Source organism: Mesorhizobium sp. M5C.F.Ca.IN.020.29.1.1 (assembly GCF_003997375.1).
Classification (GTDB): Bacteria; Pseudomonadota; Alphaproteobacteria; order Rhizobiales; family Rhizobiaceae; genus Mesorhizobium; species Mesorhizobium wenxiniae.
Window position 1 is genome coordinate 1 of the sequence record NZ_RZSW01000029.1, and the last position, 25,571, is coordinate 25,571.

At 62.4% G+C, this 25,571-nt stretch carries 27 protein-coding genes and 2 pseudogenes; 19 read left to right on the plus strand and 10 right to left on the minus strand.

Features of this window, described 5'->3' with window-relative positions; genetic code table 11:
- Positions 1-4: 4 nt before the first annotated feature.
- The 7 genes from EOA85_RS04420 to EOA85_RS04450 all read left to right on the plus strand — a co-directional run bounded on the left by EOA85_RS04420 (position 5) and on the right by EOA85_RS04450 (position 5,662).
- A complete protein-coding gene (locus EOA85_RS04420) occupies positions 5-952 on the plus strand; it encodes a 3-hydroxyacyl-CoA dehydrogenase (protein WP_127208531.1) in 948 nt (315 codons plus the stop codon).
- Complete coding sequence (locus tag EOA85_RS04425; RefSeq protein WP_065007084.1) at positions 949-1,911, plus strand: 3-keto-5-aminohexanoate cleavage protein; 963 nt, start codon at positions 949-951, stop codon at positions 1,909-1,911. Before EOA85_RS04420 ends, EOA85_RS04425 begins: the two co-directional genes overlap by 4 nt.
- A gap of 16 nt (positions 1,912-1,927) precedes the next feature.
- Positions 1,928-2,359, plus strand: coding sequence for an SMP-30/gluconolactonase/LRE family protein (locus EOA85_RS04430; RefSeq protein WP_245485611.1), 432 nt, complete (start codon positions 1,928-1,930; stop codon positions 2,357-2,359).
- Positions 2,360-2,372: 13 nt separating this feature from the next.
- Positions 2,373-2,708: a hypothetical protein gene (locus EOA85_RS04435; protein ID WP_065007085.1), complete on the plus strand. Its 336-nt coding sequence runs from the start codon at positions 2,373-2,375 to the stop codon at positions 2,706-2,708.
- Between the two features lie 42 nt (positions 2,709-2,750).
- The gene (locus EOA85_RS04440; RefSeq protein ID WP_065007086.1) at positions 2,751-3,200 is read left to right on the plus strand and encodes a lipocalin-like domain-containing protein; all 450 of its coding nucleotides are present in this window, start codon (positions 2,751-2,753) and stop codon (positions 3,198-3,200) included.
- Positions 3,201-3,389: 189 nt separating this feature from the next.
- Complete coding sequence (locus EOA85_RS04445; RefSeq protein ID WP_065007087.1) at positions 3,390-4,601, plus strand: acyl-CoA dehydrogenase family protein; 1,212 nt, start codon at positions 3,390-3,392, stop codon at positions 4,599-4,601.
- 23 nt (positions 4,602-4,624) lie between these two features.
- Positions 4,625-5,662: a phosphotransferase family protein gene (locus tag EOA85_RS04450; RefSeq protein WP_065007088.1), complete on the plus strand. Its 1,038-nt coding sequence runs from the start codon at positions 4,625-4,627 to the stop codon at positions 5,660-5,662.
- 77 nt (positions 5,663-5,739) lie between these two features.
- On the opposite strand, the gene EOA85_RS04455 is transcribed toward EOA85_RS04450, so the two are convergent.
- Both EOA85_RS04455 and EOA85_RS04460 read right to left on the minus strand, forming a co-directional pair.
- Positions 5,740-6,045, minus strand: coding sequence for a hypothetical protein (locus EOA85_RS04455; protein ID WP_065007089.1), 306 nt, complete (start codon positions 6,043-6,045; stop codon positions 5,740-5,742).
- A gap of 6 nt (positions 6,046-6,051) precedes the next feature.
- Positions 6,052-6,822: a DUF899 domain-containing protein gene (locus EOA85_RS04460; RefSeq protein WP_127208517.1), complete on the minus strand. Its 771-nt coding sequence runs from the start codon at positions 6,820-6,822 to the stop codon at positions 6,052-6,054.
- A gap of 133 nt (positions 6,823-6,955) precedes the next feature.
- Between EOA85_RS04460 and EOA85_RS04465 the strand changes: the two genes are divergently transcribed.
- From EOA85_RS04465 to EOA85_RS04480, 4 genes are all read left to right on the plus strand, one after another.
- On the plus strand, positions 6,956-8,176 hold the full coding sequence (locus EOA85_RS04465; protein ID WP_127208518.1) for a helix-turn-helix domain-containing protein: 1,221 nt from the start codon (positions 6,956-6,958) through the stop codon (positions 8,174-8,176).
- Positions 8,177-8,216: 40 nt separating this feature from the next.
- Complete coding sequence (locus tag EOA85_RS04470; RefSeq protein ID WP_095518490.1) at positions 8,217-8,870, plus strand: PQQ-binding-like beta-propeller repeat protein; 654 nt, start codon at positions 8,217-8,219, stop codon at positions 8,868-8,870.
- Positions 8,871-8,937: 67 nt separating this feature from the next.
- Positions 8,938-10,032, plus strand: a complete 1,095-nt coding sequence (locus EOA85_RS04475; protein ID WP_127208533.1) for an LLM class flavin-dependent oxidoreductase — start codon at positions 8,938-8,940, stop codon at positions 10,030-10,032.
- Positions 10,033-10,057: 25 nt separating this feature from the next.
- Complete coding sequence (locus EOA85_RS04480; RefSeq protein WP_127208519.1) at positions 10,058-10,375, plus strand: hypothetical protein; 318 nt, start codon at positions 10,058-10,060, stop codon at positions 10,373-10,375.
- On the opposite strand, the gene EOA85_RS04485 is transcribed toward EOA85_RS04480, so the two are convergent.
- From EOA85_RS04485 to EOA85_RS04500, 4 genes are read right to left on the minus strand one after another with little or no spacing between them, the layout of a single operon-like run.
- Entirely contained in the window at positions 10,336-10,794 is a 459-nt protein-coding gene (locus tag EOA85_RS04485; RefSeq protein ID WP_127208520.1) for a MaoC/PaaZ C-terminal domain-containing protein, read from the minus strand. The two genes, EOA85_RS04480 and EOA85_RS04485, sit on opposite strands and share 40 nt — an antisense overlap.
- Before the next feature lies 1 nt (position 10,795).
- Complete coding sequence (locus EOA85_RS04490; protein ID WP_127208521.1) at positions 10,796-11,872, minus strand: Gfo/Idh/MocA family oxidoreductase; 1,077 nt, start codon at positions 11,870-11,872, stop codon at positions 10,796-10,798.
- Positions 11,865-12,194 carry an L-rhamnose mutarotase gene (locus tag EOA85_RS04495; protein ID WP_065007095.1) on the minus strand — a complete coding sequence of 110 codons (330 nt, stop codon included), beginning with the start codon at positions 12,192-12,194 and terminating at the stop codon, positions 11,865-11,867. The genes EOA85_RS04490 and EOA85_RS04495 overlap by 8 nt, the downstream gene beginning before the upstream one ends.
- Positions 12,195-12,204: 10 nt before the next feature.
- Positions 12,205-13,317: a mandelate racemase/muconate lactonizing enzyme family protein gene (locus EOA85_RS04500; RefSeq protein WP_127208522.1), complete on the minus strand. Its 1,113-nt coding sequence runs from the start codon at positions 13,315-13,317 to the stop codon at positions 12,205-12,207.
- A gap of 455 nt (positions 13,318-13,772) precedes the next feature.
- Here EOA85_RS04500 and EOA85_RS04505 point away from each other — a divergent pair, with 455 nt between their 5' ends.
- Positions 13,773-14,561: an IclR family transcriptional regulator gene (locus EOA85_RS04505; protein ID WP_127208523.1), complete on the plus strand. Its 789-nt coding sequence runs from the start codon at positions 13,773-13,775 to the stop codon at positions 14,559-14,561.
- Positions 14,562-14,627: 66 nt separating this feature from the next.
- A complete protein-coding gene (locus EOA85_RS04510; protein ID WP_127208524.1) occupies positions 14,628-15,464 on the plus strand; it encodes an amidohydrolase in 837 nt (278 codons plus the stop codon).
- Between the two features lie 178 nt (positions 15,465-15,642).
- Here EOA85_RS04510 and EOA85_RS04515 read toward each other — a convergent pair whose 3' ends face one another.
- The 3 genes and pseudogenes from EOA85_RS04515 to EOA85_RS04525 form a co-directional block, all read right to left on the minus strand.
- A complete protein-coding gene (locus EOA85_RS04515) occupies positions 15,643-16,737 on the minus strand; it encodes an extracellular solute-binding protein (protein ID WP_127208534.1) in 1,095 nt (364 codons plus the stop codon).
- Positions 16,738-16,772: 35 nt separating this feature from the next.
- Positions 16,773-17,933, minus strand: a complete 1,161-nt coding sequence (locus EOA85_RS04520; RefSeq protein WP_127208525.1) for a CaiB/BaiF CoA-transferase family protein — start codon at positions 17,931-17,933, stop codon at positions 16,773-16,775.
- A 3-nt stretch (positions 17,934-17,936) separates the two neighbouring features.
- Positions 17,937-18,258: pseudogene (locus tag EOA85_RS04525) on the minus strand (hypothetical protein).
- Between the two features lie 127 nt (positions 18,259-18,385).
- On the opposite strand from EOA85_RS04525, the pseudogene EOA85_RS04530 reads away from it, so the two are divergent.
- The 5 genes and pseudogenes from EOA85_RS04530 (at position 18,386) to EOA85_RS04550 (ending at position 23,640) form a co-directional block, all read left to right on the plus strand.
- Positions 18,386-19,152, plus strand: a pseudogene (locus EOA85_RS04530) (lactonase family protein).
- A gap of 102 nt (positions 19,153-19,254) precedes the next feature.
- Positions 19,255-20,772 (plus strand): peptidase S10, encoded by a 1,518-nt coding sequence (locus tag EOA85_RS04535; protein ID WP_127208526.1) that lies wholly within the window; start codon positions 19,255-19,257, stop codon positions 20,770-20,772.
- Between the two features lie 86 nt (positions 20,773-20,858).
- The gene (locus EOA85_RS04540) at positions 20,859-21,440 is read left to right on the plus strand and encodes a DUF1349 domain-containing protein (RefSeq protein ID WP_127208527.1); all 582 of its coding nucleotides are present in this window, start codon (positions 20,859-20,861) and stop codon (positions 21,438-21,440) included.
- Positions 21,441-21,580: 140 nt separating this feature from the next.
- Positions 21,581-22,291, plus strand: coding sequence for an SDR family NAD(P)-dependent oxidoreductase (locus tag EOA85_RS04545; protein ID WP_127208528.1), 711 nt, complete (start codon positions 21,581-21,583; stop codon positions 22,289-22,291).
- Positions 22,292-22,503: 212 nt separating this feature from the next.
- The gene (locus tag EOA85_RS04550; protein ID WP_245485612.1) at positions 22,504-23,640 is read left to right on the plus strand and encodes an isopenicillin N synthase family oxygenase; all 1,137 of its coding nucleotides are present in this window, start codon (positions 22,504-22,506) and stop codon (positions 23,638-23,640) included.
- Here the strand turns inward: EOA85_RS04550 and EOA85_RS04555 are convergent.
- Entirely contained in the window at positions 23,528-24,328 is an 801-nt protein-coding gene (locus tag EOA85_RS04555) for an IclR family transcriptional regulator (RefSeq protein ID WP_127208529.1), read from the minus strand. The genes EOA85_RS04550 and EOA85_RS04555 overlap by 113 nt on opposite strands.
- 240 nt (positions 24,329-24,568) lie before the next feature.
- Between EOA85_RS04555 and EOA85_RS04560 the strand changes: the two genes are divergently transcribed.
- A partial coding sequence (locus EOA85_RS04560) for a substrate-binding domain-containing protein (RefSeq protein WP_127208530.1) occupies positions 24,569-25,571 on the plus strand: 1,003 nt, incomplete at its 3' end.

Consider the following 25,571-nt stretch of genomic DNA (forward strand, 5'->3'; position numbering starts at 1 on the left):
GACCATGATGAAGGTAGCAATTGTCGGCAGCGGGTTCATCGGACGGGCCTGGGCGATCAGCTTCGCCCGCGCCGGCCATGATGTGCGGATGTGGGACCAGTCGCCGGCCGCGACGGCCGGCGCGCACGATTACATCGCCGGCGTGCTGGGCGACCTCGCCGCGAACGATCTGCTGCGGGGACAGGCAATCGACGCCGTGCTTGATCGCATCGCCGTGGTGGCGGAACTGGGCGAGGCGCTGACCGATGCGGTCCATATCCAGGAGAACACGCCCGAAAACCTCGAAGTGAAGCGCGAGGTGTTCTCCCTGATCGACGCACTGGCCGGTCCGCACGCGGTGATCGCCAGTTCCACCTCGGCTTTGCTGCCGTCAAAATTCACCGACCATCTGCAAGGGCGGCACCGCTGCGTAGTCGTGCATCCGATCAATCCGCCCTATCTCATCCCGGCCGCTGAAGTCGTGCCGGCGCCATGGACCTCCCCCGAAACGGTCGAAAGGACTCGCGCCTTCCTCGTCGCCGCGGGCCACGCGCCGCTTGTGATGAAGCACGAGCTCGACGGTTTCATCATGAACCGCCTGCAGGGCGCGCTGCTGGAGGAAGCTTTTCAACTTGTCGCCGACGGCTTTGCCAGCGTCGAGGATGTCGATATCGGCATTCGCGATGGGCTGGCGCTGCGCTGGTCGTTCATGGGTCCGTTCGAAACGATCGACCTCAACGCGCCGGGCGGCGTACGCGACTATGTCGAGCGCTACCAGACGATCTATTCCAACATCTTCCCGCAAATGCTGCGCCGCGTCGACTGGGCCGGCGAGGTCATCGAAACGGTAGAGGCCGACCGCCGCAAGCGGCTGCCGCGGGAAGAACTCGTCGAACGGCAGGTATGGCGCGACCGCCGGCTGATGGCGCTGGCAGCGCACAAGAAAAAATCGGATCAGGAGTTTGGAAGATGACGGAAACAAGCCGCAAGCCCGGCGCCCAGCTGCCCAAAGGCAAAGTTATCATCACTTGTGCGGTGACCGGGGCGATCCACACGCCGACCATGTCGCCCTATCTGCCGATCACCCCGGACCAGATCGCCGCCGAGGCGATCGCGGCAGCGGAGGCAGGTGCGGCGATCCTGCACCTGCATGCCCGCGACCCCGAGACCGGCAAGCCTGACCAGACGCCGGCGGCGTTCGCCCGCTTCCTGCCGCGCATCAAGCAGGCCACCAACGCCGCCATCAACATCACCACCGGCGGCAGTCCCTACATGAAGGTCGAGGAGCGCGTGCGCCCGGCCGCCGAGTTCAAGCCCGAGGTCGCCTCGCTCAACATGGGTTCGATCAATTTCGGGCTCTACCACCTCGTCGACAAATATGAGACCTTCAAGTTCGACTGGGAAAAGCCGCATCTGGAAGCGACGCGCGACCTGGTCTTCCGCAACTCCTTCAAGGATATCGAATACATATTGGCAACCTGCTACGACAACGGCACGCGCTTCGAGTTCGAGTGCTACGACATCGCCCATCTCTACAATCTCTCGCACTTCGCCGACCGCGGCCTGGTCAAGCCGCCGTTCTTCGTGCAGTCGGTATTCGGTCTGCTTGGCGGCATTGGCACGCATCCCGAAGACGTCGCCCATATGAAGCGCACCGCCGACCGGCTGTTCGGAGACCAGTTCCGCTGGTCGGTGCTCGGCGCCGGCGCCAGCCAGTTGCGGATCGCGGCCCAATCGGCAGCGCTTGGCGGCAACATCCGCGTCGGGCTCGAAGACAGTCTTTGGGCCGGCAAAGGCAAGCTTGCGAAATCGAACGCCGAGCAGGTGGTGCTTGCCCGCAAGATCATCGAGGGGCTCGGCATGGAAGTGGCGACGCCCGACGAGGCGCGCGAAATCCTATCACTGAAGGGCGGCGACAAGGTCGAGTTCTGATCTCGCCTGTCGCCGCATGGGTGGCGCCGATGGGTCGACCGTCGATGCCGAAGGCTTTCCCTGGAATGCCCTCGTCTACGACGGGCGGCTTGTGCGTTACGCACCCGACGGCAGCGTCGATCGCACCATCGACATGCCCGTCAAGAAGATCACCAGCGTGATGTTCGGCGGACCGAAGCTCGACACCCTTTACGTGACCTCGATGGCAAAACCGCCGCTGCCGCGATTCCCCGGCGATGGCGTTCTGCGCGGCAGCCTGTTCGCTATAACCGGCCTTGGAATCAAAAGGCGTTGCGGAACCAGGATTCGCCGGGTGACGGTGGCTGCAAAGGGGGTAGAGGCTAATAAGGAAACGAACGCTCGGTCGATTTCTTGTGGTGAAAATCTGATGGCGGCTGCAAAAGGGATAGAGGCGAATAAGGAAAACGAACGCTCGCTCGATTTCTAGTGGTGAAAATCTGATGCTGGTATCGGAGCCAAATACCGGTTTCGACCCACTCTGGCCGTCCGCAACAACCATCGCGGACGGCTCGATTGAGCCCTCAGCGGTCGTTCTTTCCCGGCAATCTGAGCCATGGCCGCCAGTCGTGCCAGCAAGTCGCCACAGCTACAGTTTGGACGTCGAGCACATGATCATTGTAAAAACGGATCCTGATCACCCCGACGCGCAGATCCTTCTCGATGTGCTGTCGGAGGCGCTGACCAGGATCACAGGCGACAGTGGCCAGTACTCGTTTGATGCAAACAATTTGAAAGGTAGGCGGAGCGTGTTTGGGCCTTGCCCGTGCAACGTCTAAGGTCTCGTGCTACGCTCCGAAGTCCTTCTCTAGGGGGCTGTCATGTCGCAACTGAAGACGCTGCTACTTGGATCTTGGAGAATGACATCATGGGTCTATGAGATCCTTGAAACCGGCGAAGTGCTCGATGCCCTGGGGCAGAATCCCCGTGGCATAATCTCCTACTCAGCAGATGGCAGGATGATGGTTTTCGTCCTTCGAACAGATCGCAGCACGCCTGCGGCCCTAGTCCCCACCTCGAATGAAAAGATTGCACTCTACGATTCCATGTTTGCCTATGCCGGGACATACTCTGTCGAGCATGACCGGATCGTCCATCATATTGACATGAGCTGGAACCAAAGCTGGGAGGGTACCGAACAAGTCCGGTACCTAGAGACCGACGGTCGAACGCTCCTCTACAGATCGGCCCCGGCACAGAACCCGCTGGATGGGAAAGATTGCGTTCATACCGTTAGATTTGAGAAGATTACATCGACGTCGTCGCATTGAACGCCCGGAAGGTCCACATTTGAGCCGTTCAGTTGAACCTTCGTCGAACGGCGGTTCTCCACCTAAAGCGGGAGCCTGTGTTGGATACAAAGCCGTCAGATTTCACCATCAGGTGGCGACCCAATGCTTTTCGGCGAGCTCGTCCATGGCCGATGGCGCCGCCTCGTTTCATCGCTGTGAGTTTTTTCCATGAATTTCGATATTCCAGCCCAGACCGAAGATTACCGCGTCCGCATTGCCGACTTCGTCGAGCGTGAGATACTGCCGCTCGAAGCCGACAACATGTCCTACGACGCGCATGGAAATATCACCTTGCCGCTGCTGGAGGCGCTTCGCGCCAAAGCGCGGATGGCGGGGCTGTGGTGCCTGCAGCTCAAGCCCGAATCCGGCGGCGCCGGTCTCGGCAAGATGGACATGGCGGTCTGCTACGAGGAGATGAACCGGTCGATCTTCGGACCCGTGGTGTTCAATTCGGCAGCGCCCGACGATGGCAACATGATGGTTCTGGAGGCGCTCGGCACACCGGCGCAAAAGCAAAAATGGCTGAAGCCGATCGTCGAGGGCAAGGTGCGCTCGGCCTTTGCCATGACCGAACCGCACCCCGGCGGCGGCTCTGATCCTTCGATGATTATGACGCGTGCGAAGCGGCGCGGCGACAAATATGTGGTGACCGGCCGCAAATGGTTCATCACCGGCGCGGAGGAGGCCAGCCATTTCATTCTGATCGCGCGAACCTCGGACGACCCGCGCCATGGTCTGTCGGCCCTGATGTTCCACAAGGACCAGCCGGGCTGGCGCATCATGCGCCGCATCGAGATCATGGGCCCGGAGGAGCATGGCGGGCATTGCGAGCTGGAATTCGATGGGCTCGAAATCCCTGTCGAAGACATGCTGGTCGGCGAAGGCAGGGGCATGAAGGTGACGCAGGTGCGGCTCGGCCCGGCACGACTTACCCACTGCATGCGCTGGCTCGGACTGTCCAGGCGCTGCGTCGAGATCGCGCGCGCCTACGCTGCCGAGCGCCATGGTTTCGGCCAGCGTCTCGCCGACCGCGAAAGCGTCCAGCTGAAGCTCGGCGACCTCGCCATGCGCATCGAAATTGGCCGGATTCTGGTGATGAAGGCTGCGTGGGAACTGGACCGCGGCGGCTTTGCCCGCAAGGAAGTGTCGATGGCCAAGGTCCAGGTCGCCAATGTGCTGCATGACGCGGCCGATGTGGCGATCCAGATCAATGGCGCGCGGGGCTATTCCAAGGACACGGTGCTCGAATGGATTTACCGCTATGCTCGCCAGGCGCGGCTGGTCGACGGCGCCGATGAGGTCCACAAGATGGTGCTGAACCGTTTCCTCAATGAGGAAGAGAGGGGCTTCTGGCGCTGGACTGTCGAAGGCGAGGCATAAGGGACGCGCGCTCAGGAGGAAAGATGGCGCAGCCGTTGAATGCGGACTTCGATCCTGCGGCATTGAAGGGTTTTCTGGCGAGCCGCTTCGGCGATGCCTCAATGTCGCTCGGGCGGATCGGCGGCGGACAGTCCAATCCTACCTATTTCGTGGACTATGGTGCGCATCGCATGGTGCTGCGCAAGAAGCCGGCCGGGCCGATCCTGCGCGGGGCGCATGCCGTCGATCGCGAATTCCGCGTGCTTGAAGCGCTGGCACCGACCAACGTTCCGGTGCCCGGGCCGGTGCTCTATCACGACGGTGCCGAGCTGCTCGGCACGCCCTTCTACCTGATGGAGCGGCTGGATGGTCGCATCTTCCACGATTGTTCGCTGCCTGGCCTTTCGCCCGCGCAGCGACGCGGCATCTATTTCGGCATGGCAGAAGCGATGGCCAAATTGCATGCCGTCCGTCCCGACGAGGTCGGTCTCGGCGACTACGGCCGGCCCGGCAACTATTTCGAGCGCCAAATTGGCCGCTGGACCAGGCAGCTCAGGGAATCGCCGAGCGACAGGATTCCGGCACTCGAAGCGGTCGCCGACTGGCTACCGCAGCATATGCCCGTGGATGATGGGCGCCTGTCGATCGCCCATGGCGACTTCCGCCTCGGAAATCTGCTGTTCCATCCCGACAAGCCGCAGGTGATCGGCATTCTCGATTGGGAGCTGTCGACGATCGGCCATCCGCTCGCCGATCTCGGCTTTTGCTCGATGACCTGGCATTCGGCCCCGGACGAATATGGCGGCATCCTCGGCCTCGATCACGAGGCACTCGGCATCCCCAGCCAGCGCGAATTCCTCGACCATTATTTCGCCCATGCCGTGCCCACCGCGCCCCTGCAACGCTTCCACCTGGTTTTTTCGCTGTTCCGTTTCGCGGTGATCTTCGTCGGCATCGCCGACCGGGCGCGGGCAGGCAGCGCGGCGTCGGCCGATGCCGCCGGCAAGTGGCCTCTCGCCGGCCGCTTTGCCGTACGTGCTCAAGAGATCATCCAAGGGGCAAGACCGTGGAGCGCCGCCTGAGACGAGCGCTCGCGCCCTGGTCCTTTCCCTACCCGCGGCGTTAGCAAGCCAATCCCAGAGGCTTTGCGAACGCCGGATCACGACCGGCGGACAGCGCTTCGTCGGCTGGCGACCAGCTTCAGCCAAGGCGCCAAATGGAAGGCGCTCATCAGCAAGTACATCATGACCATTCCGCTCAGCGGCGACGCATCTTGCGCCGCCGAGCAGATCATGTCCGCACCACCGGCAACGGCCGTCTGCAGCGCCATCATTGCGAAGGTTGGCGCGGCTGCCAGGGATAGCCAGTCGGCCGCGCCGCGGGCGGCGACATTGTCGCTTGGGAAATCGGCAGATCCGCTGCCTGCGGGCGGCATCTTCTGCGTATCGTTGGAGTGCAGTGTCATCGAACGTCAGCCTTGGCCGTACTCGTCGTGACGGCGCCACCAGACGCCCGTCTCGTTACGCCCTCGGGGCGCGCGGTCGAGCCACTGATACATGCCCCAGAGGCCGTCCAATCCGCGCGCATAGGTGGAATAGGCGTGGTAGACGACGCCGTCCTCGAGCACGAACGTGGTCATGCCTGGCCTCTCGCGCGTGTACGTGGCCATGTCTGTTCCGCTCATTGCAGCGAACGTCTCGGAGCCGTCGGCAGTCGTACGCGAGGGTATCTCGGCGAGAGGTGCCTCGCGGACATAGTTGTAGTCGATGCCTTCCTCGCGCTGCTGCTCCTCGGTGAACGAAACGTCGAAGTCGAAATTGAAGTCGCCGCCGTGTGAGGACGCCCAGGGGAACGTCCATCCCATCCGCCGCTTGTACGGCTTCAGCTTCCCGAGCGGTGCCCGCGATACCGCCGAAAGCGTGACGTCGTGGTTGGCCAGGTGGATGACGAAGCCGTCGAATCCGTCCGCAATCGCCGAGCAGGCCGGACACCCCGCCGTGTAATCGGGCCCGAACATGAAGTGGTAGACGAGGAGCTGGGAGCGTCCTTGGAAGAGGTCTGCCAACGAGGCGCTGCCTTCATCGGTCTCGAATCGGTAATCCTTGTCGATCCGAACCCACGATAATTCCTGCCGCCGCCGCGCCACCTCATCGCTTTGTCGCGTGAGCTCCTTCTCCGCCTTGAGCAGATCAAGCCGCGCTGCCAGCCACTCCTCACGTGTTCCGGTTCTGTGTGTCGGCATCGTTCGTCTCCTTTCTCGATGTTCGCACCGTTTTCGATACGGCGCGTTTCGATACAGCGCGCTGGCTGTTGGTCCTGAGATAGATTAGGACCGGACATCGAATGGTGAGAGTTACAAATGTGACGGGATTCCGATGGACTCGCTGATCACCGCTGCGGCGCGCGCCCTCGCAACGGGTGATCCTCTCGGCGCTTTGAAGCGGGTCGCCCTGCGTGACGATGCGCCTGCGCTTGCGCTGCGCGGCATCGCCATGGCGCAGCTCGGCGATCTCGTTCGAGCAAAGGCTCTCCTCAAAAGTGCTGCGCGCGCCTTCGGTCCGAAAGAGGCCGTGGCCCGCGCGAGGTGCGTCGTCGCCGAAGCCGAGATCGCACTCGTCTCGCGTGACCTCGGGTGGCCGGCGAAGGCACTCGACGCCGCGCGGGCGACGCTTGAAAAGCACGGCGACCGCTTTAATGCCGCGCATGCGCGCAATCTCGAAGTCCGGCGCCTGCTCCTGATCGGACGCCTCGACGAGGCCGAGCGCAGGTTGGCCGGGTTCGATCCCACACCGCTCCCACCCGCGTCGAGGGCCGCCCACGAGCTGGTGATTGCGGGGATCGCGATTCGACGCCTCCGGACCAAGGCGGCGCGCGCTGCGCTCGCTCGGGCCGAGCATGCCGCCCGCGAGGCGGACATCCCGGCGCTGACGGCAGAGGTCGAAAGCGCATCCCTCGTGATGAACACGCCCGCGGCGCGCCTGATCGCGCGTGGTGAGGAGCGCCTGCTCCTGCTTGAGGAGGTCGAAGCGCTGCTGGCGTCGGGGGCGCTCGTCGTCGACGCCTGCCGCAATATCGTGCGGGACGCCGGCATGATCGTCCCGCTCGCGACGCGCCCGGTCTTGTTCGCGCTTGCCCGCACGCTGGGCGAAGCCTGGCCCGCGGACGTGCCGCGAAGCACGCTCGTCGCCCGCGCGTTCGGCGGCAAGCACGCCGATGAATCGCATCGCGCCCGGTTGCGGGTCGAAGTCGGTCGGCTTCGCGCGGAGCTGCGGTCACTGGCGGATGTGAGCGCGACCAAGCGAGGCTTTGCGCTTAAGCCGCGCCGCCCACGCGATGTGGTGGTTCTGGCACCGCCCGTCGACGAGCAGCATGCAGCGGTGCTCGCCTTCCTCGCTGATGGCGAGTCGTGGTCGAGCTCGGCGCTCGCAATTGCGCTCGGAGCCAGCTCGCGCACCGTGCAGCGATCGCTCGAGCAGCTTGCGGCAGCAGGCAAGGTGCAATCGTTCGGTCGCGGGCGAGCGCGCCGTTGGATGACCCCGCCCGTGCCGGGATTCCCGACAATCTTGTTACTCCCCGGCTCACTATCTGGCTACTAGTGTCGGGATAATTCAACAGATCTGAGCCTGGAGGAGAAGCATGAAACGATCTGCAGCCGAAGTCCTCCGCGAATATGGACCCTTTCCGGGTGTCGACCAGGTGGCTGGGGTTACGTTCGACGGTCAGCATGTCTGGTTTGCGTCCGGAGACAGGCTGAACGCCTTGGATCCTGCGAGCGGGAAAGTGGTTCGCGCGATTGAGGTCGCCGCGCACGCAGGAACGGCCTTCGACGGTCAGCACCTGTTCCAGATCGCCGAAGATCGCATCCAGAAGATCGATCCCAACACAGGCCGCGTGCTCGCCACGATTCCGGCGCCAGGTGGCGGCGGCGACTCCGGGCTCGCCTGGGCCGAAGGCTCCCTTTGGGTGGGGCAGAATCGCGGTCGCAAAATCCATCAGATCGACCCGCAGACAGGGGCAGTTCTTCGCACAATCGATTCCAACCGGATCGTCACAGGGGTCACCTGGATCGACGGCGAACTCTGGCACGGCACCTGGGAAGGTGACGAGAGCGACGTCAGGCGGATAGATCCTGAAACCGGAAAGGTCCTGGAGAAGCTTGATATGCCCCCTGGAACAGGCGTGTCGGGACTCGAGTCCGATGGTGGCGATCAGTTCTTCTGCGGCGGCGGAAACAGCGGCAAGGTGAGAGCCATCCGCCGGCCCAGGCGAGGCTCCGAGGAGCGTTCATGAAGCTGAACCCACCGTTGCAACAGTTCGACGATGAAGCTGAGAGCGTCCCGCGGCAGGGAAAATCATGATCAGAAAGCAGCATCCGCTGAAAGGACCGAACAGGTTCAAGCTCGGCGTCTTCTCGATGAATGCCGATGGCGGCCTGGCAATGACCACCGTTCCCGAGCGCTGGCGCGCCCGCTGGGAAGACAACCTCAATGCTGCCTGCATCGCCGATCGCGCCGGCCTGGAGTTTCTGCTGCCGATCGCGCGCTGGCGCGGCTTCGGCGGTTTGACGCATGTGCGGGAATGGTCGTTCGAGACTTTCACCTGGGCGGCGGGTCTCGCCGTCGCGACGGAGAACATCGGTCTGTTCATGACGGTGCATGTGCCGCTGGTTCATCCGCTGCAGGCTGCAAAGGCGCTGGCGACCGTCGACCACATCTCCAACGGGCGTGCCGGCTTGAACATTGTCTGCGGCTGGAACCCGGACGAGTTCGCCATGTTCGGGCAGACGGTCGGCGACCGGACCTACGATCAGGCCGAAGAATGGATAAACATCATCGAGCGTGCCTACCAATCCAGGGAGCCGTTCGACTTCGGCGGCGAGTTCTATGATCTGAAGGGGGTTGTCAGCCGCCCGCCAAGCCTGCAGGCGCCGCGCCCGGTGACCATGAACGCCGCCTTCGGCGCACCGGGGCGCAACTATGCGGCGCGCCACTGCGACTATTTGTTTTCGACTTTTTCCGAAATCGCCGATGGCCGCGCGCATGTGGTCGACATCACCAACCGAGCGGCTGAAGTTGGACGCGAAGTCGGCGTCTATACGGTCTGCCACGTCGTCTGCCGAGAGACTCAGCAAGAAGCCGAAGATTATTACCGGCACTACGCGCTGGAATGCGCGGACGAAGGCGCGGTCGACGAGCATATGCGCAAGAAGAAGGAATTCGCGAACTCCCACGACGCGAAGGCCTTCACTGAGTATCGGCAAAGGTTCGCCGGCGGTGCTGGAACGTTTCCGCTCATCGGCACACCGGAAAAAATCGTCGACGATCTCACTGAAATCATGGACCAGGGTTATTCCGGCGCCGCCCTCACATTCGTCAACTACACCTACGAATTGTCCTTCTTCTGTGACCGCGTGCTGCCGCTGATGCGCCAGGCCGGGCTTCGCGTAAATTGACGCCGGCGGCCGCCATTCCGACGACATGGGTGCATGGCACCACGCCATAAATCCGCGCGCCTTCAAGCAGGCGATGCGGGCGGTGGCGGGCTCGGTCGCCATCCTCGCGTCGGAGCATGACGAGATCGGCTTTTGCGGCATCACGGCGACGGCCGTCCTGGTCAGTCCACACGCGGCGCACTATTCGACCCAGTCTTACGCCGAGGTTCGCAACAAGGTGTTTGCCGATGTCGCATCGTCCTGCGCGGTGGCAAGCCGGTATATCCGATCAACCGAATATGACTGCTCTCGGCAGCAATTAGCTCAGCCCGGCTTCGGCTTGTCGCGGCGCTCGACGATGTAGATGTGGTCGGCCGCCAGAACCACATCGCCATGCTGGTTGATCACCTCGCAGCGCTCGATGACCCGGCCCGAATCTGGCCGCTTCGGGTCGTCCTCCCTGGCCGAAATGGTGGTGCGGGTCTTGATCGTGTCGCCAATGAACACCGGCTTGATGAAGCGCAACCTGTCGTAGCCATAGGAGAAGGCGACCGGGTTGATGACGCTTGCCGTCAGCCCTACGCCGACCGAGAAGACCAGCGTGCCGTGGGCGATGCGCTGACCGAACGGCGTCGTCTTCATGAACTCGGCGTCCATGTGATGGGGAAAAAAATCGCCGGTATGGCCGGCATGAACGACGAAGTCGGTCTCGGTAATGGTGCGCCCGCTGGTCATGCGCGACGAACCGATCTGATAGTCTTCGAAATAGACAGTCTGCTCCATGTCAGGGCCTCGCCGCGATTGGTGTTGCCGGCGCCGCGCTCGATTGGTAGGCGGCCTCGACCAGCGCCATCGTGTTCCAGCCGTCTTCGACGGAACTGACGAGCTCGGTGTCCTCGCCTGATGCATAGCGCTGCACATTGGCCATGCGGCCGACGAAGGCGTCGGGAAACCATTCGCCGATGAGTGGCACAGCAACCCAGTCGGAGCCTCCCTTCGGATAGATTTCAAGGATGTCAGGCTCGCCGCGCGGATAGTCGAGATTGAGTCCGAGTTTGAGATAGGCGGCGCCCTCGGTGCCGCAGATGCGGAATTCGCAGGCCTGATGTTTTCGGCCGAATTTGTGATCGTGGTTGATCGACAGTGCGCATCGCACAGTGCCGCCATAGTCGAGGATCGCGCTGGTGCGCGTTTGCGCGACCTTGTGGCCGGGATGGCCGAGCGTCTTGGCGTGAACGCCCCGGGGATCGCCGAGCAATTGCCGGATCAGGTCGAGATAGTGGATCGAATGCATGGCGATCTCGACGCGCGGCGCCTTCACCAGAAACTCCCAGAGTTGCCACGGCGTCGCCAATGCCAGCCATGCATCGAAATCGACCACGTCGCCCAGCCAACCCTTGGCGATCGCATCCTTCAGCGCCAGCATTATCGGCGCGAAGCGGAGCTGGAAGTTCACCGCCGCCTTCAGTTTTTTGGAGCGGCAGATTTCGAGGATTTCGGTCGCCTCGCTGAGACCGCTGCCCATCGGCTTCTGGATCAGCGCCACTGCACTATCTGGCAACGCCCTGAGCACGCCGGTATGATGAGCCGGCGGCGTCGCCAGGTCGAAGACGGCGTCCTTGATCGCTGCGGCTTCCCCGACCGACCGGTAAGTGGCGACGCCCCATTTCTGCGCCAGTCTTTCCGCCTTGGTATGGTCGGGATCGAAAAGTCCGGCGACCGGAAAGCCGGCTTTTCCATAGGCCGGGAAATGCGCATCGCCGGCGATCGAGCCGGCGCCGAAAATCACGATCGGCCTCGGCTTCGATGGCTTCGCCCAGGACTGGGAGAGCGAGTCAGGATCAAAAGCGCCGTCAGTCATGATGGAAGACTTCGTCCATCGATGCCCACCACTCGCCCTCCTTGCGGGTCGGCAGCGGCTCCTGGCAAGGCATGCACAGCGCCCACCATTCCTGCGTCTTGGGATCGGCGGCCATCTTCGCCATGTCGGCGGCATAATCGGTGCCGTGGTATTCGAAAGTGCTGAACAAAAGGTGCTCCGGCTCCTTAAGATAGATCGAATAATTCCTGATGTTGCAGGCGGAAATCATGGCAAGTACGTCAGGCCATACGGCAGCGTGAAGCCGCACATACTCGCTGACCTTTTCCGGCTTGAGGCCGAGCACCATTCCCATCCGCTGCATGTCCGGCTCCCTATTTTGTTATTTCGGTGGTGAATTCCGCAATGCTCTTCGCCTTGACGGCATCCCAATCCCAGTCGATGCCGATGCCGGGCTCGTCCGATGCCAGTGCTTGGCCGTCCTCGATGCGCATTTTCTTGCCGGTTAGTTCATCGAGCTGGGGAATATACTCGACATATCGGCCGTTCTGAATGGCGCAGGTCAGGCTGACATGCAGTTCCATCAGGAAATGCGGGCAGACCGGGATATAGAATGCCTCGGCCGCATGCGCGACCTTCAGCCACGGCGTGATGCCGCCGATGCGGCCGACATCGACCTGCACGATCGAGCAGCCGCCTTTTTGCATGTATTCGCGGAAATGCCGGATCGAATAGAGCGACTCGCCGATGGCGATCGGCGTCGACGTCGCATTCGACAGCCGCACATGGCCGTCTATGTCGTCGGCCGGCAGCGGCTCCTCGATCCAGGCGAGGTCGAGATCGCGCAGCCGCTCCGCCCGGCGGATCGCCTCGTCGACAGAAAAGCCCTGGTTGCAGTCGGTCATGATCTCGTAGGATGAGCCGACTGCTTGGCGCACCGCGGTCAGCCGGGCGAGATCCTCGGAGCCGTGCGGCTTGCCGCTCTTGACCTTAGAACGGCGAAAACCCTTTGCCTTGGCGGCGAGCGCGTCCTCGACCAGCGCCTCGGTCTCGATATGCAGCCAGCCGCCCTCTGTGGTGTAAAGCGGGCAGCGGTCCTTGGCGCCGCCGGCCAGCTTCCACAGCGGCAGGCCGAGCTTCTTTGCCCTGAGATCCCACAGCGCCGTGTCGATGGCCGCCAGCGCGATTGCCGTGATGGCACCGATCGTCGTCGCGTGGGTGGCGAATTCGAGTTCGTGCCAGATCGCCTCGATCATGTCGGCGTCGCGGCCGATCAGCCGCGGCGCAAGGTGATCGGCCAGGAGCCGCATCACCGAGGAGCCGCCGGTGCCGATCGTGTAGCTGTAGCCGGTGCCGACCGCGCCGTCGGCGTCGGCGATGGTGACGATCGGCGTTTCCTGGCTGATAAAACTCTGGATCGCATCAGTGCGCTTGACCTTCGGCACCAGGTCGACCATCCGCAGTTCGGCTTTTTCGATCTTTGCCATGACGTTAACCTCGCAATGTCCTGCTGGTATCGGCAGAAAACAGATGGGCCTGCGACAGGTCCAGGCTCATTTTCACGCGGTCCCCCGCCTTTAGCTGTTTTGGATGACCATACGCGATACCCAGACACCGCCGTTGAATTCGGCGAACACCAGCGTCTCGTTGCCGAGCGGTTCGGTGACGATCATCGGCGACTCCGGCTGATGACGTCATCGAACTTGCCTGACGGATCGGCAGCAGAAGAATCCCCTGCATCAAGTGCGAGCAGCGCCACACCGGCTGATAAGCCGTAAGAGCCTGTCATTTGATTCCTCTCAAGGGTGCATCCGGGACTCGTATTTCCAGTTCAGAGTTATTCATATATAAACGAAATATTCATGAAGGCGTCAAGTTGAAAGTTCTTTCGGAAGCAGGTCATTGTGCATATATGAAAGGCGAAATTCACCGGGAAGTGACTATGGCAGGCGACGAGGACGACGACCGTTATCGCGCCCCGGCGCTCGACAAGGGGCTCGACATCCTCGAGCTTCTGGCCGGCGTCGACGGCGGCCTGACGCAGGCGGAAATCGCCAAGAAACTCGATCGCAGCCCCAACGAATTCTATCGCATGCTCGACCGGCTGGTGCGACGCGGCTACGTCACGCGGCCAGACGGCGACCGTTATTCGCTGACCCTCAAGCTGTTTGGCCTAGCGCAGCTGCACGCGCCGGTGCGGCGGCTGGTGTCCTATGCGACGCCGCTGATGCGTGAACTTGCCGAATCCTCGCAGCAGGCAAACCAGCTTGTCGTCTTCGACCGCGGTTCCGCAGTGGTGATCGCACAGCAGGAAGCGCCGGACTACTGGGGCATTTCGATTCGCGTCGGCTCGCATATCAGCATGTTCGACACGGGATCCGGACATGTGCTGCTGGCGTTCCGCTCCCTGGAAGAGCGGCAGATGATGATCTCCGAGCATCTGCGCAGCACCGACAAGCCGCCTCAATCGCCGGAATTCTTTGCCCGCCTCGACCAGATACGTGAACGCGGCTACGAAATGATGGCGTCAATGCAGACCGCCGGCGTATTCAACCTGTCGACCCCCGTTCTCGGTTCGGACGGCAAGGCAATCGCAGCACTATCGATCCCCTACATAACCCTGGTCAACGCACCCAAGGCGCCCGATATCACCAGGACGATAGAGCTGTTGCTGGCGGCGACCGAAAAGCTGTCGCAACTGGCGGGATCAACGGTCAAGCAGGCGAAGTAAATTCTTATTTGAATGAAAAATTTCTCCGTGAGATGATTCGAAACGCCGGAGGAGGAGAGCCTTGTCATGATCTTCGACACCCATCTGCACCTGATCGACCAGTCGGCGCTGCGCTATCCCTGGCTCTCCGGCGTGCCGGCACTAAACCGCGATTTTTCCCACGACGAATATGCAGTCCAAGCTCGCCGGGCCGGCATAGAGGGCGCATTGCATATGGAAGTCGATGTCGATCCGGCCGATATCGAGGCTGAGACCAGCCATGTGAAGGCGCTGTCGCAACAGAAGGACAGTTTGCTGAGAGGGGCGATCGCCTCCTGCCGTCCGGAAGAGCCGGACTTTGCCGCCTATCTCGAGCGTCAGAAAGCCAATCCCTTCGTCAAGGGTTTTCGGCGCGTACTCCACGTCATGCCGGACGAGCTTTCGGAAGGCGCGCTGTTTCGCGAAAACATCAAGCGGCTTGCTGGCACCGGGCTGACATTCGATCTCGTTGTCCTGCCGCATCAAATCCCTAAAGCGATCGCACTCGCCGATCTCGCGCCTGGCGTCCAGTTCGTGCTCGACCATTGCGGCGTGCCCGACATCAAGGGCAGCAGTGAGCATCCCTGGCGCGAGCATATGGCAGAGATTGCGCGGCGCCCGAATGTCGTCGGCAAAATTTCCGGTGTGGTCGCCTATGCGGACGCTGGATCGTGGACTGTCGAAACGCTGCGTTCCTATGTGGAGCACACCATCGAATGCTTCGGCTGGGATCGCGTCGTGTGGGGCAGCGACTGGCCGGTCTGCACGCTTGGCGGCGGGCTAGCAACCTGGCTGGCAGCAACGCACGCGCTGCTTGCCGGTGCCAGCGTCGACGAGCGGGAAAAGCTGCTTTCCGCCAATGCGAAGCGGCTTTGGCGTTTGTAAGCCGCCTCAGATCGTAGCCGACTCGTGCCGCTCGCGGCCGTAGAGCGAACCAGCAGCACGAGACCAGGCCAAGTGCCGTCTGCACGGTCGAGGGCCGGAAGCCGAGGCCGATCAGCAGCGTGAGTTGCCGCGGATCAGGCTGTTCATGTTCTCCTCCATTTAAGCTGTTTCAGGCTCCTCAACCGGCAACGCCGGGTGCCGGGAAACTCTCCAGAAACAGGCGATTGAGATCGGCGACGACACGGCCGGCATGGTGCTTTTCGGCCAGGCCGAGATTGATGCGATCGGACGCGGCCTGCTGGAAGGCCATGTAGCCGTCGTGCCGTGGCCTGACCCAGGAACCTTCGAGGGTGGCGCGGGTGTTCATGTAGAAATTACCGGCGGCTGCGTTGACGGCTGCATCGTCCCAGGCTGCGGCATGGCCGGGCTGGCCGCCGGCCGCAGCATAGGGGCCGCACTGCACGTCGCCGCTTGCGATCCAGTAAGCAAAGTCGGTGGCCGCCTGCTTGGCCTTCGAAAAGGCCGACACGGCAATGCCGGTTCCTCCGAGCGCCGAGCCGGCGGGACCGGCATCGCCCACAGCCGGGATGTCGGCGAAGGCAAGGCGGTTGGTCCGGAATCCGGCAATGGCATAGGAGACATAGCCATAGATCAGCGGCGCACAGGCGATCCGCGAGCCGGACCTGGCCATTTCCTCTAGGACGTCGATCGGGTCCATGCCAAGGCAGGCCGGATCGACGAGAGCCGCGATCTCGCGCATCATCTCGAAAACGCGGCTTCCCATGTCAGGGTTTACGTGGTCGCCAGGCTCTTCGATGGCGGGCCGGCCGAGATTGCCAGCAAGCGTGTAGAACACCATCAGCGAATGCGGCGGTCTCAGCGGCAACAGCACGCTGCCTTGCCGCGCCAGATCGAGCACTTCGGGCCAGTTCGCCGGCACGGCGGAAAGCATGTCCGGCCGCCACGCATGCACCTGGCTCGCCGTGTCGATCGGAAACGCCCACTGCCGGCCTTGCCAGTTGTAGCTCGGATAGGAGCGGCCGACGCTGCCCGCAGCCAGCATCGCACGTTCCGCTTCCCGGCCCACGACGTCGAGCGGCGCCAGACAATTCTCGGCGGTGATCTGGCCGACATGCGGGTGGTCGATGACGATCAGATCATAGGCACGGGCCAGTTCCTCGACCGGAAAGGATTCGAAATCCTGCAGCGAGCGCTTGTCCCACTCTATTGCGACGCCGGTGCGCTGCTTCCACAGCGCCGAACAGGCGACCATCGGGTCGTAGCCGCGCGGATGGAGCGTCACCTCGCTCACAGCCCGAATTCCTTGCGAATCTTTGCGCTGTGCTCACCAATGCGCGGCGCGGCGCGCTCGACCTTCGCGCGGGCGCCATCGACCCTGAGAGGCGAGCGCGTAGTGAGGATCGAGACGTCATCCTCTCGCGTCACGGTCTGCAGCATATCGAGGACCTGGAAGCCCTCGCTGGCCATCATTTCCGGCCAGGTGAGCACCTTGGCGCACCAAATGTCGGCAGGCTCGAGGATGGCAAGCCATTCCTCGACCGTCTTCGTCGCGATTTTTTGCGCGATGATCGCCTTGATCTCGTCGCGGGCCGTGAACCAGGTCGACGGCTGATCGCGATAGGGCGCAAGCTCTTCGAGCCCCAGCAGATCGGCGAGCTTCGAGATCGGCGACATCGCGATCGCCAAATAGCCGTCCTTCGCCGGATAGACGCCGTAGGGCGCCGACAGATAGGCGTGGGCGCCACGGAAGGCTGATCGCCGCGGAAGGCGGCGCCCGTCATTGAGATGCGTGGTCAGCACCTCGAACTGACAGTCGACCAACGCCTCCAGCAGGCTGGTTTCGACATGGCTGCCCGTGCCGGTCACGCCGCGCCGTACCAGTGCGGCAAGGATCCCTTGCGCGGCGGCGGAGCCCGCCAGCATGTCGGCGATCGCCAGGCCGAAGGGCACCGGACCCTGGTCCTCGTCGCCGTTCAGCCACATCACGCCGGAACGGGCTTGCGCCAGCAGATCCTGCCCGGGCCGCTTGACCCACGGGCCCTCCTCGCCATAGCCGCTGATCGAGGCATAGACCAGGCGCGGATTGATCTTACGCACCGCCTCATAATCGAGACCCAGACGCTCGATAACGCCGGGCCGGAAATTCTGGATCAGCACGTCGGCCTTGGCCAGCAGACCGCGCAGCGCCGCAAGGTCGGCTTCGTCCTTGAGGTCGATGGCAAGACTTTCCTTGGCCCGGTTGATGGCATGGAAGATGGTGGAATCGCCGCCGATCTCGGTGTCGCTGAGATAAAGCCGGCGCGACAGGTCACCGCAATCCGGCCGCTCGATCTTGATGACGCGGGCGCCAAGGTCGAGCAGCCGCAGCGAGCAGTAGGGTCCGGACAGGAACTGGCTCATGTCGACGACGACGAGCCCGGTCAGCGGCAATTCGGCAGTGGCGGCCATCGCCTATTTCTCCGTCTTCCCGGCGAAATCGGCCGGATTGCTGTACTTCACCGTCTGCAGGTGCTCGCAATAAAGCACAAGCTCTCGCCTTCCGTTTCGGCGAAAATCTGGTCCTGCACGTAAGGGTGGATATCGGGCACCAGCGCGTTGAAAAGGTGGCTGTCGCCCTCGGCCATGGTCCTGCGCAGCGAGCGGATTTTCTGGCCGACCGGGCAGTCTTCATAGAACCAGTTCTCCGCGTTCCAGACGGGGAGATCGGCGTGGTTCCTTCGGCATGTTGGGGGGGTGTTGACGCCACTCCGACGGTCGGCGCAAAACCAGTCATGGCAGTGCGCGTTGGAAGCACGGATCATCCGCCCGGAGGCGCCGCGGACCAGCGAACTGCATGATCGATCGTCCCGTCAATCTTCTTTTGTGAATAGTATTTTCACATATGGGGTTATGTTGCAAGCGTGAACAGGCGAAATTTTGTTCGGGTCCGCGGCGGCCAACGCCGGCGGAACAGGGAGGATTTTGATGCAGAATGCCTGTCTGGTTTTCGTTGGCAGCCTCCGTTGTCGAGCGTCGCCCACAAGGGAAACGGGCCTGACACAGCCCGTCAAGAACGCCCTCATGCTCACAGCGTCACCGAGACGATCGCCGGTGGCGTGGCGATCGTCGCCGATCTCGGCATCGATCGGCTTGTCTCGTACCGCATCGGGCCTGATGGTAGTCTGACCAGACTGGCGGAGCAGGCGCTTGCGCCCGGCGCCGGCCCGCGCCATGTGGCGCTGCATCCGGGCGGGCGCTTCGTGTTCGTCATGAACGAACTGGATTCAACGATCGTGTCGCTTGCGCTCGACAATCTGCCAGGAAGGCTCTCGGTCATCGACACGAAACCGACCGTGCCGGCGGCGGCGCGCGACGGCAATCATTGCGCCGACATCCAGATCTCGCCCGACCGCCGCTTCCTCTACGGTTCCAACCGCGGCCATGACAGCGTTGCGGTGTTTCGGTTGACCAGGAAACAGGCACGCTTGCGCTAGTCGATTACACGCCCTGTGGGGGTGCCACGCCGCGCAATCTGGCGCTGACGCCCTCGGGCCGCCACCTCCTCTCCGCCAACCAAAATGCCGATCGCATCAATATTTTTGCCCGCGACGCTGCCACGGGCCGGCTGGCCGACACCGGACGATCCATCGATACCGGCACGCCCATGTGGGTGAAGATCGTGCGTTGAAAGCCATCGGTCTCGTTCCAGCAGCGAAGGGCTGCACGATCCTGTGATTTCGGCTGAGCCATCAGCGTGATAGCTTCCAACTGTTTCCGCTGCGGAGTCGTCATGCGTACCAAGCTGCTAGAAATCACCCTTGCTATGTTGCTGCTGGCTGGCGGCCTTCCAGCCGGCCATGCGGAAGTGGCCGAGCGGCCGTCGCCTTCGGGTGGAGTTCTGTCTCTGCTTCCGCCTCCCCAGATCTCTGATCATTCGATCGTGATCGCGGGACGTACGCTGAACTATCAGGCAAAGGCCGGCACTCTCTCGTTGCTATCCGGTAAGGGCGACGTCACGGCGGAAATTTTTCATGTCGCCTACACGCTACGTCCCGAGCCAAGCCGGGAGCCTGACCCCCGGCGTCCCGTTACCTTCGTATTCAATGGAGGTCCAGGAGCGGCTTCCGCCTATCTGCATCTCGGCGCGCTCGGTCCCCGCGTGATGGCGACCGCGGACAATGGAAGTTTTCTCCCATCGCCGCAGAGGCTTTTGGACAACCCGAACACATGGCTCGACATGACCGACCTGGTCTTTGTCGACCCCGTCGGAACGGGTTACAGCCGCGAAGCACCCGGGACCGAGGCGCGCAGCTTCTGGGGCGTCAACCAGGACGCCGCCTCGATGGGCGCCTTTATTCGCTTCTATCTGGCACAGGCGGGCCGCACGGCGTCACCGGTGTTTCTTGCTGGCGAAAGCTATGGCGGGTTTCGGGCTGCACTGCTCGCCAAGACGCTTCAGGATGATATCGGCGTCAGTCCTCGCGGCATCGTGCTCATCTCGCCGGCGCTCGAATTCACGCTCGTGCGCCCAGACGAGTTCCAGCCGCTCCACTGGGCGCTTGAGCTCCCGTCGCTGGCGGCGGTGCGCCTGCGCAGCGAAGGCGTCACCGGTTCCGAGCTGCACGAGCGGTTGGCCGATGTCGAACGCTATGCCCTCGGCGACTATCTTGTCGCGCTTGCCAGCGGGCTGGAACAGGGTGGGCGCCTGGCGAGCCCGCGCGTGGCCGAAATCACCGGCCTGTCGCTCGAACTCGTCAAACGAAACTTTGCACGCATTCCCACCGAACTCTTCGCCAAGGAGTTTGCGCGGGCAAGGGGCAATGTTCTCAGCGCCTATGACGGCACGATCGAAACGGCGGACATCGCCCCGGAAAGTCCAAGGCCTCGCGGTCCTGATCCGGTCCTCGACCGAAGCGTGCCGGTGCTCACTTCCGCCTTTGTCAGCTATATCAGGGAGGAATTGAAATTCCGCACCGATATAAGCTACCGGCTTCTCAACCGTGAAGTCAGCGGCAATTGGGATTACGGGACGAGCCCGACACGTCAGGGCTATGTCGGCGTGATGGATGATCTTCAGCAGGCGCGAGCGCTGAACCCCGGCCTCGGCGTTTTGATCGTCAACGGCTACACCGACCTGGTGACACCCTATTTGGCATCCCGCTACCTTGTCGGCCAGATTCCTTCACTTCCTGGCGCAAAGCCGATCCGCATTGACCTGCTGGAAGGCGGCCACATGATGTATTTCAGGCCAGAGAGCCGGCGCGCGCTGAGAGAGGCCGCGTCCGAGCTTTACCAAATGCCGAAATGAAACGGTTGAACCCGCGTACAATGGTCCAGATGAGGGCGTAGCCGCCTCGACGGATAACGCAACACGAACCGGAGAGGCGAGCAACGATGACATCTCAGGATGCAGAACTGACCTGGCTCAACCCGCCACCGCATCATGCTTTTGCCGACAGCACCGTGCATGTGCGCACCGGCAAGGAAACCGATTTCTGGCGTGAGACGTTCTACGGCTTCTGGCGCGACAATGGCCACCTCCTGTACCAGCAGGTCGAGGGCGACTTCAGCGCCGAGGTCACCGTCAAGGGGGACTACAAAGTGCTCTATGATCAGGCCGGTTTGATGGTCCGGCTGAGCGAGACGCACTGGGTCAAGGCCGGCATCGAGTTCACCGACGGGCTGGCGTATTTTTCTGTCGTCGTTACCAATGATGCTTCCGACTGGTCGTTGGTCAGCATCCCGGCTGGTCCGGACGGCGTCAGGATCCGGCTGACCCGCCATGCCGAGACAATCCGTGTTCAGTATCTTGATGCCTCCGACCATCACTGGAAGCTGGTGCGGCTCGCCTATTTCCCGCCCTCGAAAACAATCGATATCGGCATGATGTGCTGTTCGCCGCAACGTGAAGGTTTCGAAGTCACATTCAGCGATTTTTCGGTCGGCCCGGCGATCTCGAGGGAACTCCATGACTGATGCGTCCCATGGCATGCGGGCCAATCCGATTTTTACGATCTGACGGACGGTCTGCCTCAGAACACGAATGGTAGGGCCTGAATCGCCAATCCGCCGCACTAGAATCCGTACCATACCAGAATCCGTAAGGGAGAAGCTCCATGACATCAGACGTGGCAGTTATCGCAGGAGCAGGGCTGGGGCTGAGCGCCTCGCTTGCACGTCTTCTCACCAAGGAGGGCTTTCGCGTGGTCCTGGCTGCCCGCAACCTCGGCAAGCTGAGCACGCTGGTCGACGAGACCGGCGCGCTGGCGGTCGAAACGGACGTTGCCGATGTCGCGTCGGTCGAAAACCTGTTCGACGTCGCCGACAAAGCCGGTCCTCTGTCGCTTGTGGTTTTCAACGCCAGCGGCCGCGCCCGAGGACCGATCGCCGACCTTGATCCCGAATCGGTCAAGCAGGCGTTGCTAGTCGGCGCCTATGGCGGGTTTCTGGTCGGCCAGCAGGCTGCGCGCCGGTTGCTTTCCCGCGGCTCCGGCTCGATCCTGTTCACCGGCGCCACCGCCAGCGTCAAGGGGTTTCCGGGTTCGGCCGGCTTTGCCATGCCAAAGTTCGGCCTGCGCGGACTGGCCCAATCCATGGCCCGCGAACTTGCCCCGAAAAACATCCATGTCGCGCATTTCATCATCGACGGTGTGATCGCGCCGAACGAGCCCGGACAGAATAGGCCGGACAGGCCAGCCGAACCCGACCGGCAGGATCGCCGGCTATCTCCGGACGCGATCGCCGAAACCTATCTCGCAACCCACCGGCAGCATCGCAGCGCCTGGACTTGGGAGCTCGAACTCAGGCCATGGCTTGAGAATTTCTGAGCGTCGGCCGCACTGCAATTCGCCTATATGGTTGCCGTGATGCCTTCGTGCCATGGAATACCCGTTCGGACGTTATTTGCCTGCCGGCCGCCAAACGCAGCGCTGACTTTCCTCCATTGGCGTCGAGATTGGATCGACCATTGCTTCGATCGCAACGACCTGCGTGTCACCGTAAGGCCTGATCCAAGCCTTGAGGCAGGAGGAGGTTGACCATGGCCAGGATTGTACCCGTGCTCGATCTCAGCCGTCTCGAACAGGGCGCGTCGGAGCGTCGGACCTTTCTGTTCGACCTGCGCACGGCGGCCCGCGATGTCGGCTTCTTCTATCTCAGCGGGCATGGAATTTCGGCTGTTGAGATCCACGAGGTGCTCGACGCCTCGCGTCGGTTCTTTGCCTTGCCGGAAGCCGACAAGCTGGCCATCGAAATGGTCAAATCCCCGCAATTCCGCGGCTACACGCGCAGCGGTGGCGAACTGACCAAGGGCAAGGCCGATTGGCGCGAACAACTCGACATCGGCGTCGAGCGTCGACCCATACCACAGGGGCCGGGCATTCCTGTCTGGACGCGGCTGCAAGGGCCGAACCAATGGCCTTCGGCCCTGCCAGAACTCGAGCCGGCGCTGCTGGCATGGCAGGCCAAGGCGACGGCGGTGGCGATCCGCCTGCTGAAGGCTTTCGCGCTGTCGCTCAAGCAGGCCGAGGACGCTTTCGATCCGATATATAGCGGTGAGCCCAACCATCGCATGAAGATCGTGCGCTATCCCGGACGCGACGCAACCGGTGGTGACCAGGGCGTCGGCGCGCACAAGGACGGCGGCTTCCTGACGCTCCTGCTCCAGGACGACAACAGGGGGCTGCAGGTCGAATATGACGAAAGCTGGGTGAATGTGGATCCCATTCCCGGAACGCTGGTGGTCAACATCGGCGAGCTCCTCGAACTGGCATCGAACGGTTATCTCAGGGCGACCGTCCATCGTGTCGTCACACCGCCGGCCGGTGTCGAGCGAATATCCGTTCCTTTCTTCTTCAGCGCCCGGCTCGATGCGACGATCCCGCTGCTCACGCTGCCTGAAGAACTGGCTGCCGAGGCGCGCGGACCGGCGAGCGATCCGGACAACCCGCTGAACGGCGTTCCCCCTCTGAAGGGTGTAACCTTCATTTTGGCCGGGCCAATTCGAGCCCGGCCTTTTTTTCCGCGCTCTCTTGGCGAATGCGTCAGGGCCGATCCTTCAAAAATTAGCTTCCCGCCAACGACAATCCACGGGCGCGTTCGCACAGCAGGGCAAGCAACTCGCTGCGCCGCGTTTCCGCTGTGTCGACTGGCAATACGAAGCAAAGGGTCTTGTTGATGGCGCCGTGGCCGTCGCGGATAGGCGCGGCCATGCACCACGTGAAGCGGTCGGCCAGAGCAGCGGTCTCGCTGAAACCTTGCTGGCGGGCCAGGGCGACATCGCTGAAGAATTCGGCTGGCGCAATGACGCGGCCGTCGGGCAGCTTGTAGTCGCCAGGCGGGATGAAGTCCTTCACCTCTTCCTCACTCATGTGGCCAACCAAGAGCCGCCCGGATGCCGTCCACGGGATCGGCACCTCGACCCCGACATCGCTTGAAATCCGGAAAGGGCCGGAAGAGTCACGACAATCGAGAACGATGTATTTGTTCCCGCGCAGGCCGCACAGCTGCACGGTCTCGCCTGTCTCTGCGGCCATCTTGTCCAGCGTCTCGATGATGCGCCGGTAGTGGGCGTTGTGATGCGAGTAGGCCCAGCCGAACAGATGCATAGCCCGCCCGAAATAGACGTACCCTTCCGTCCCGACATTTTCGAGCATTTCGGCTTCGAGCAGGCTGTTGACGATTTCGTAGGTGGTCGAACGCGGTGCGCCGATCATCTTGGCGATGTCGCCAACGCGCATCGGCGCGCGGTGTCGTAAAAGCGCTTCCAGCAGCATGATGACGCGGTCGATGCCGCGGCGCCGTTCGCCATTACGCCGCTCGGCGCCGGCTTCCGTTTCGATCAGACCAGTGGCGCTATCGCTCATGTCGGCCGCATCCGCGTAAAAATCAATTCGGCCCTCGTCTCAAGACGCTTGAAAGATGTCAAGGCTCAGTCTAGCATCCGATTTGTCCGATATACAGACATGCTGTCTGAAATATCAGACAATAACGAGCCAGGCGCAGAAAATTCTGACGAAAACACAGGCGGTTTCCGGATGCGGCAACCGGCGAGCTTTTTCGTCCGGACCCCGCACGTCCAGGCCTAACCTCAGAAGGGAACAATCATGACGAAATTATCGTTTTTCGCATCCGCCAGCGCCCTTTGCTTCGGTCTCCTCCTGAGCCTCGGCGCCGGCTCGCAGGCCAATGCGGCCGCCAAATGCATCAAGGGCGACCGCAAGGCGCCGTACACGATCGGCTGGGCCAACATTTATTCAGTGCCGACCTGGATGAAGCAGACACAGGGCACTATCGAAACCGAAGTCGAGGCGTTGAAGAAGCAAGGACTGGTCGACAAGCTTGTGGTCACCGACGCCCAGGGCGACGCCAACGTTCAGATCCAGCAGATCCAGTCGATGATCGATTCCGACGTCGACGCCATCATCCTGATTGCCGGCTCGTCGACCGCGCCGGCGCGTGTGCTGGCGGACGCTTGCGCCAAGGGCATCGCCATCATCAACTTCGATAGCCTCGTCGACACCGACCAGGTGACCGCCAAGGTCAACACCGATTCCGCCCAGTGGGGCGATCAGGCGGCCAAGTTCCTGATCGACGCGATCGGCGGCAAGGGCAAGATTCTGATCCTCAACGGCCCGGCCGGCGTTTCGGTTAGCGACGATCGTCGCAAAGGCGCTGACGCGGCGCTTAAGGCCCATCCTGACGTGACGGTCCTTGCCGAGACCAACACGCCCTACAACGTCGCGCCTGCACAGGAAGCCGTCACCAGCCTACTGTTCGCCAATTCCGAGATCGACGGAATTCTGTCGCTCGGCGGCGCCTTGTCGGCGGGTGCGGTACTCGCCCTCGACAAGCAGGGCCGCGAACAGGTGCCGATCACCGGCGAGAATGCCCGTCAGTTCCTCGAACTCTGGAAGGAAAAGGACCTCAAGAGCTGGGCGACTATGCAGCCGAACTGGCTCGGCGCCTTCGCCGCCTACACCGCCGTCCAGGCGCTGGAGGGCAAGGATGTGCCGGCTTTCGTCAAGATCCCGCTGCCGGTGATCGACAATTCCAACATCGATCAGTACCTCGGCCGGGCGGCCGATTTTCCGGCCGACGGCTACATCT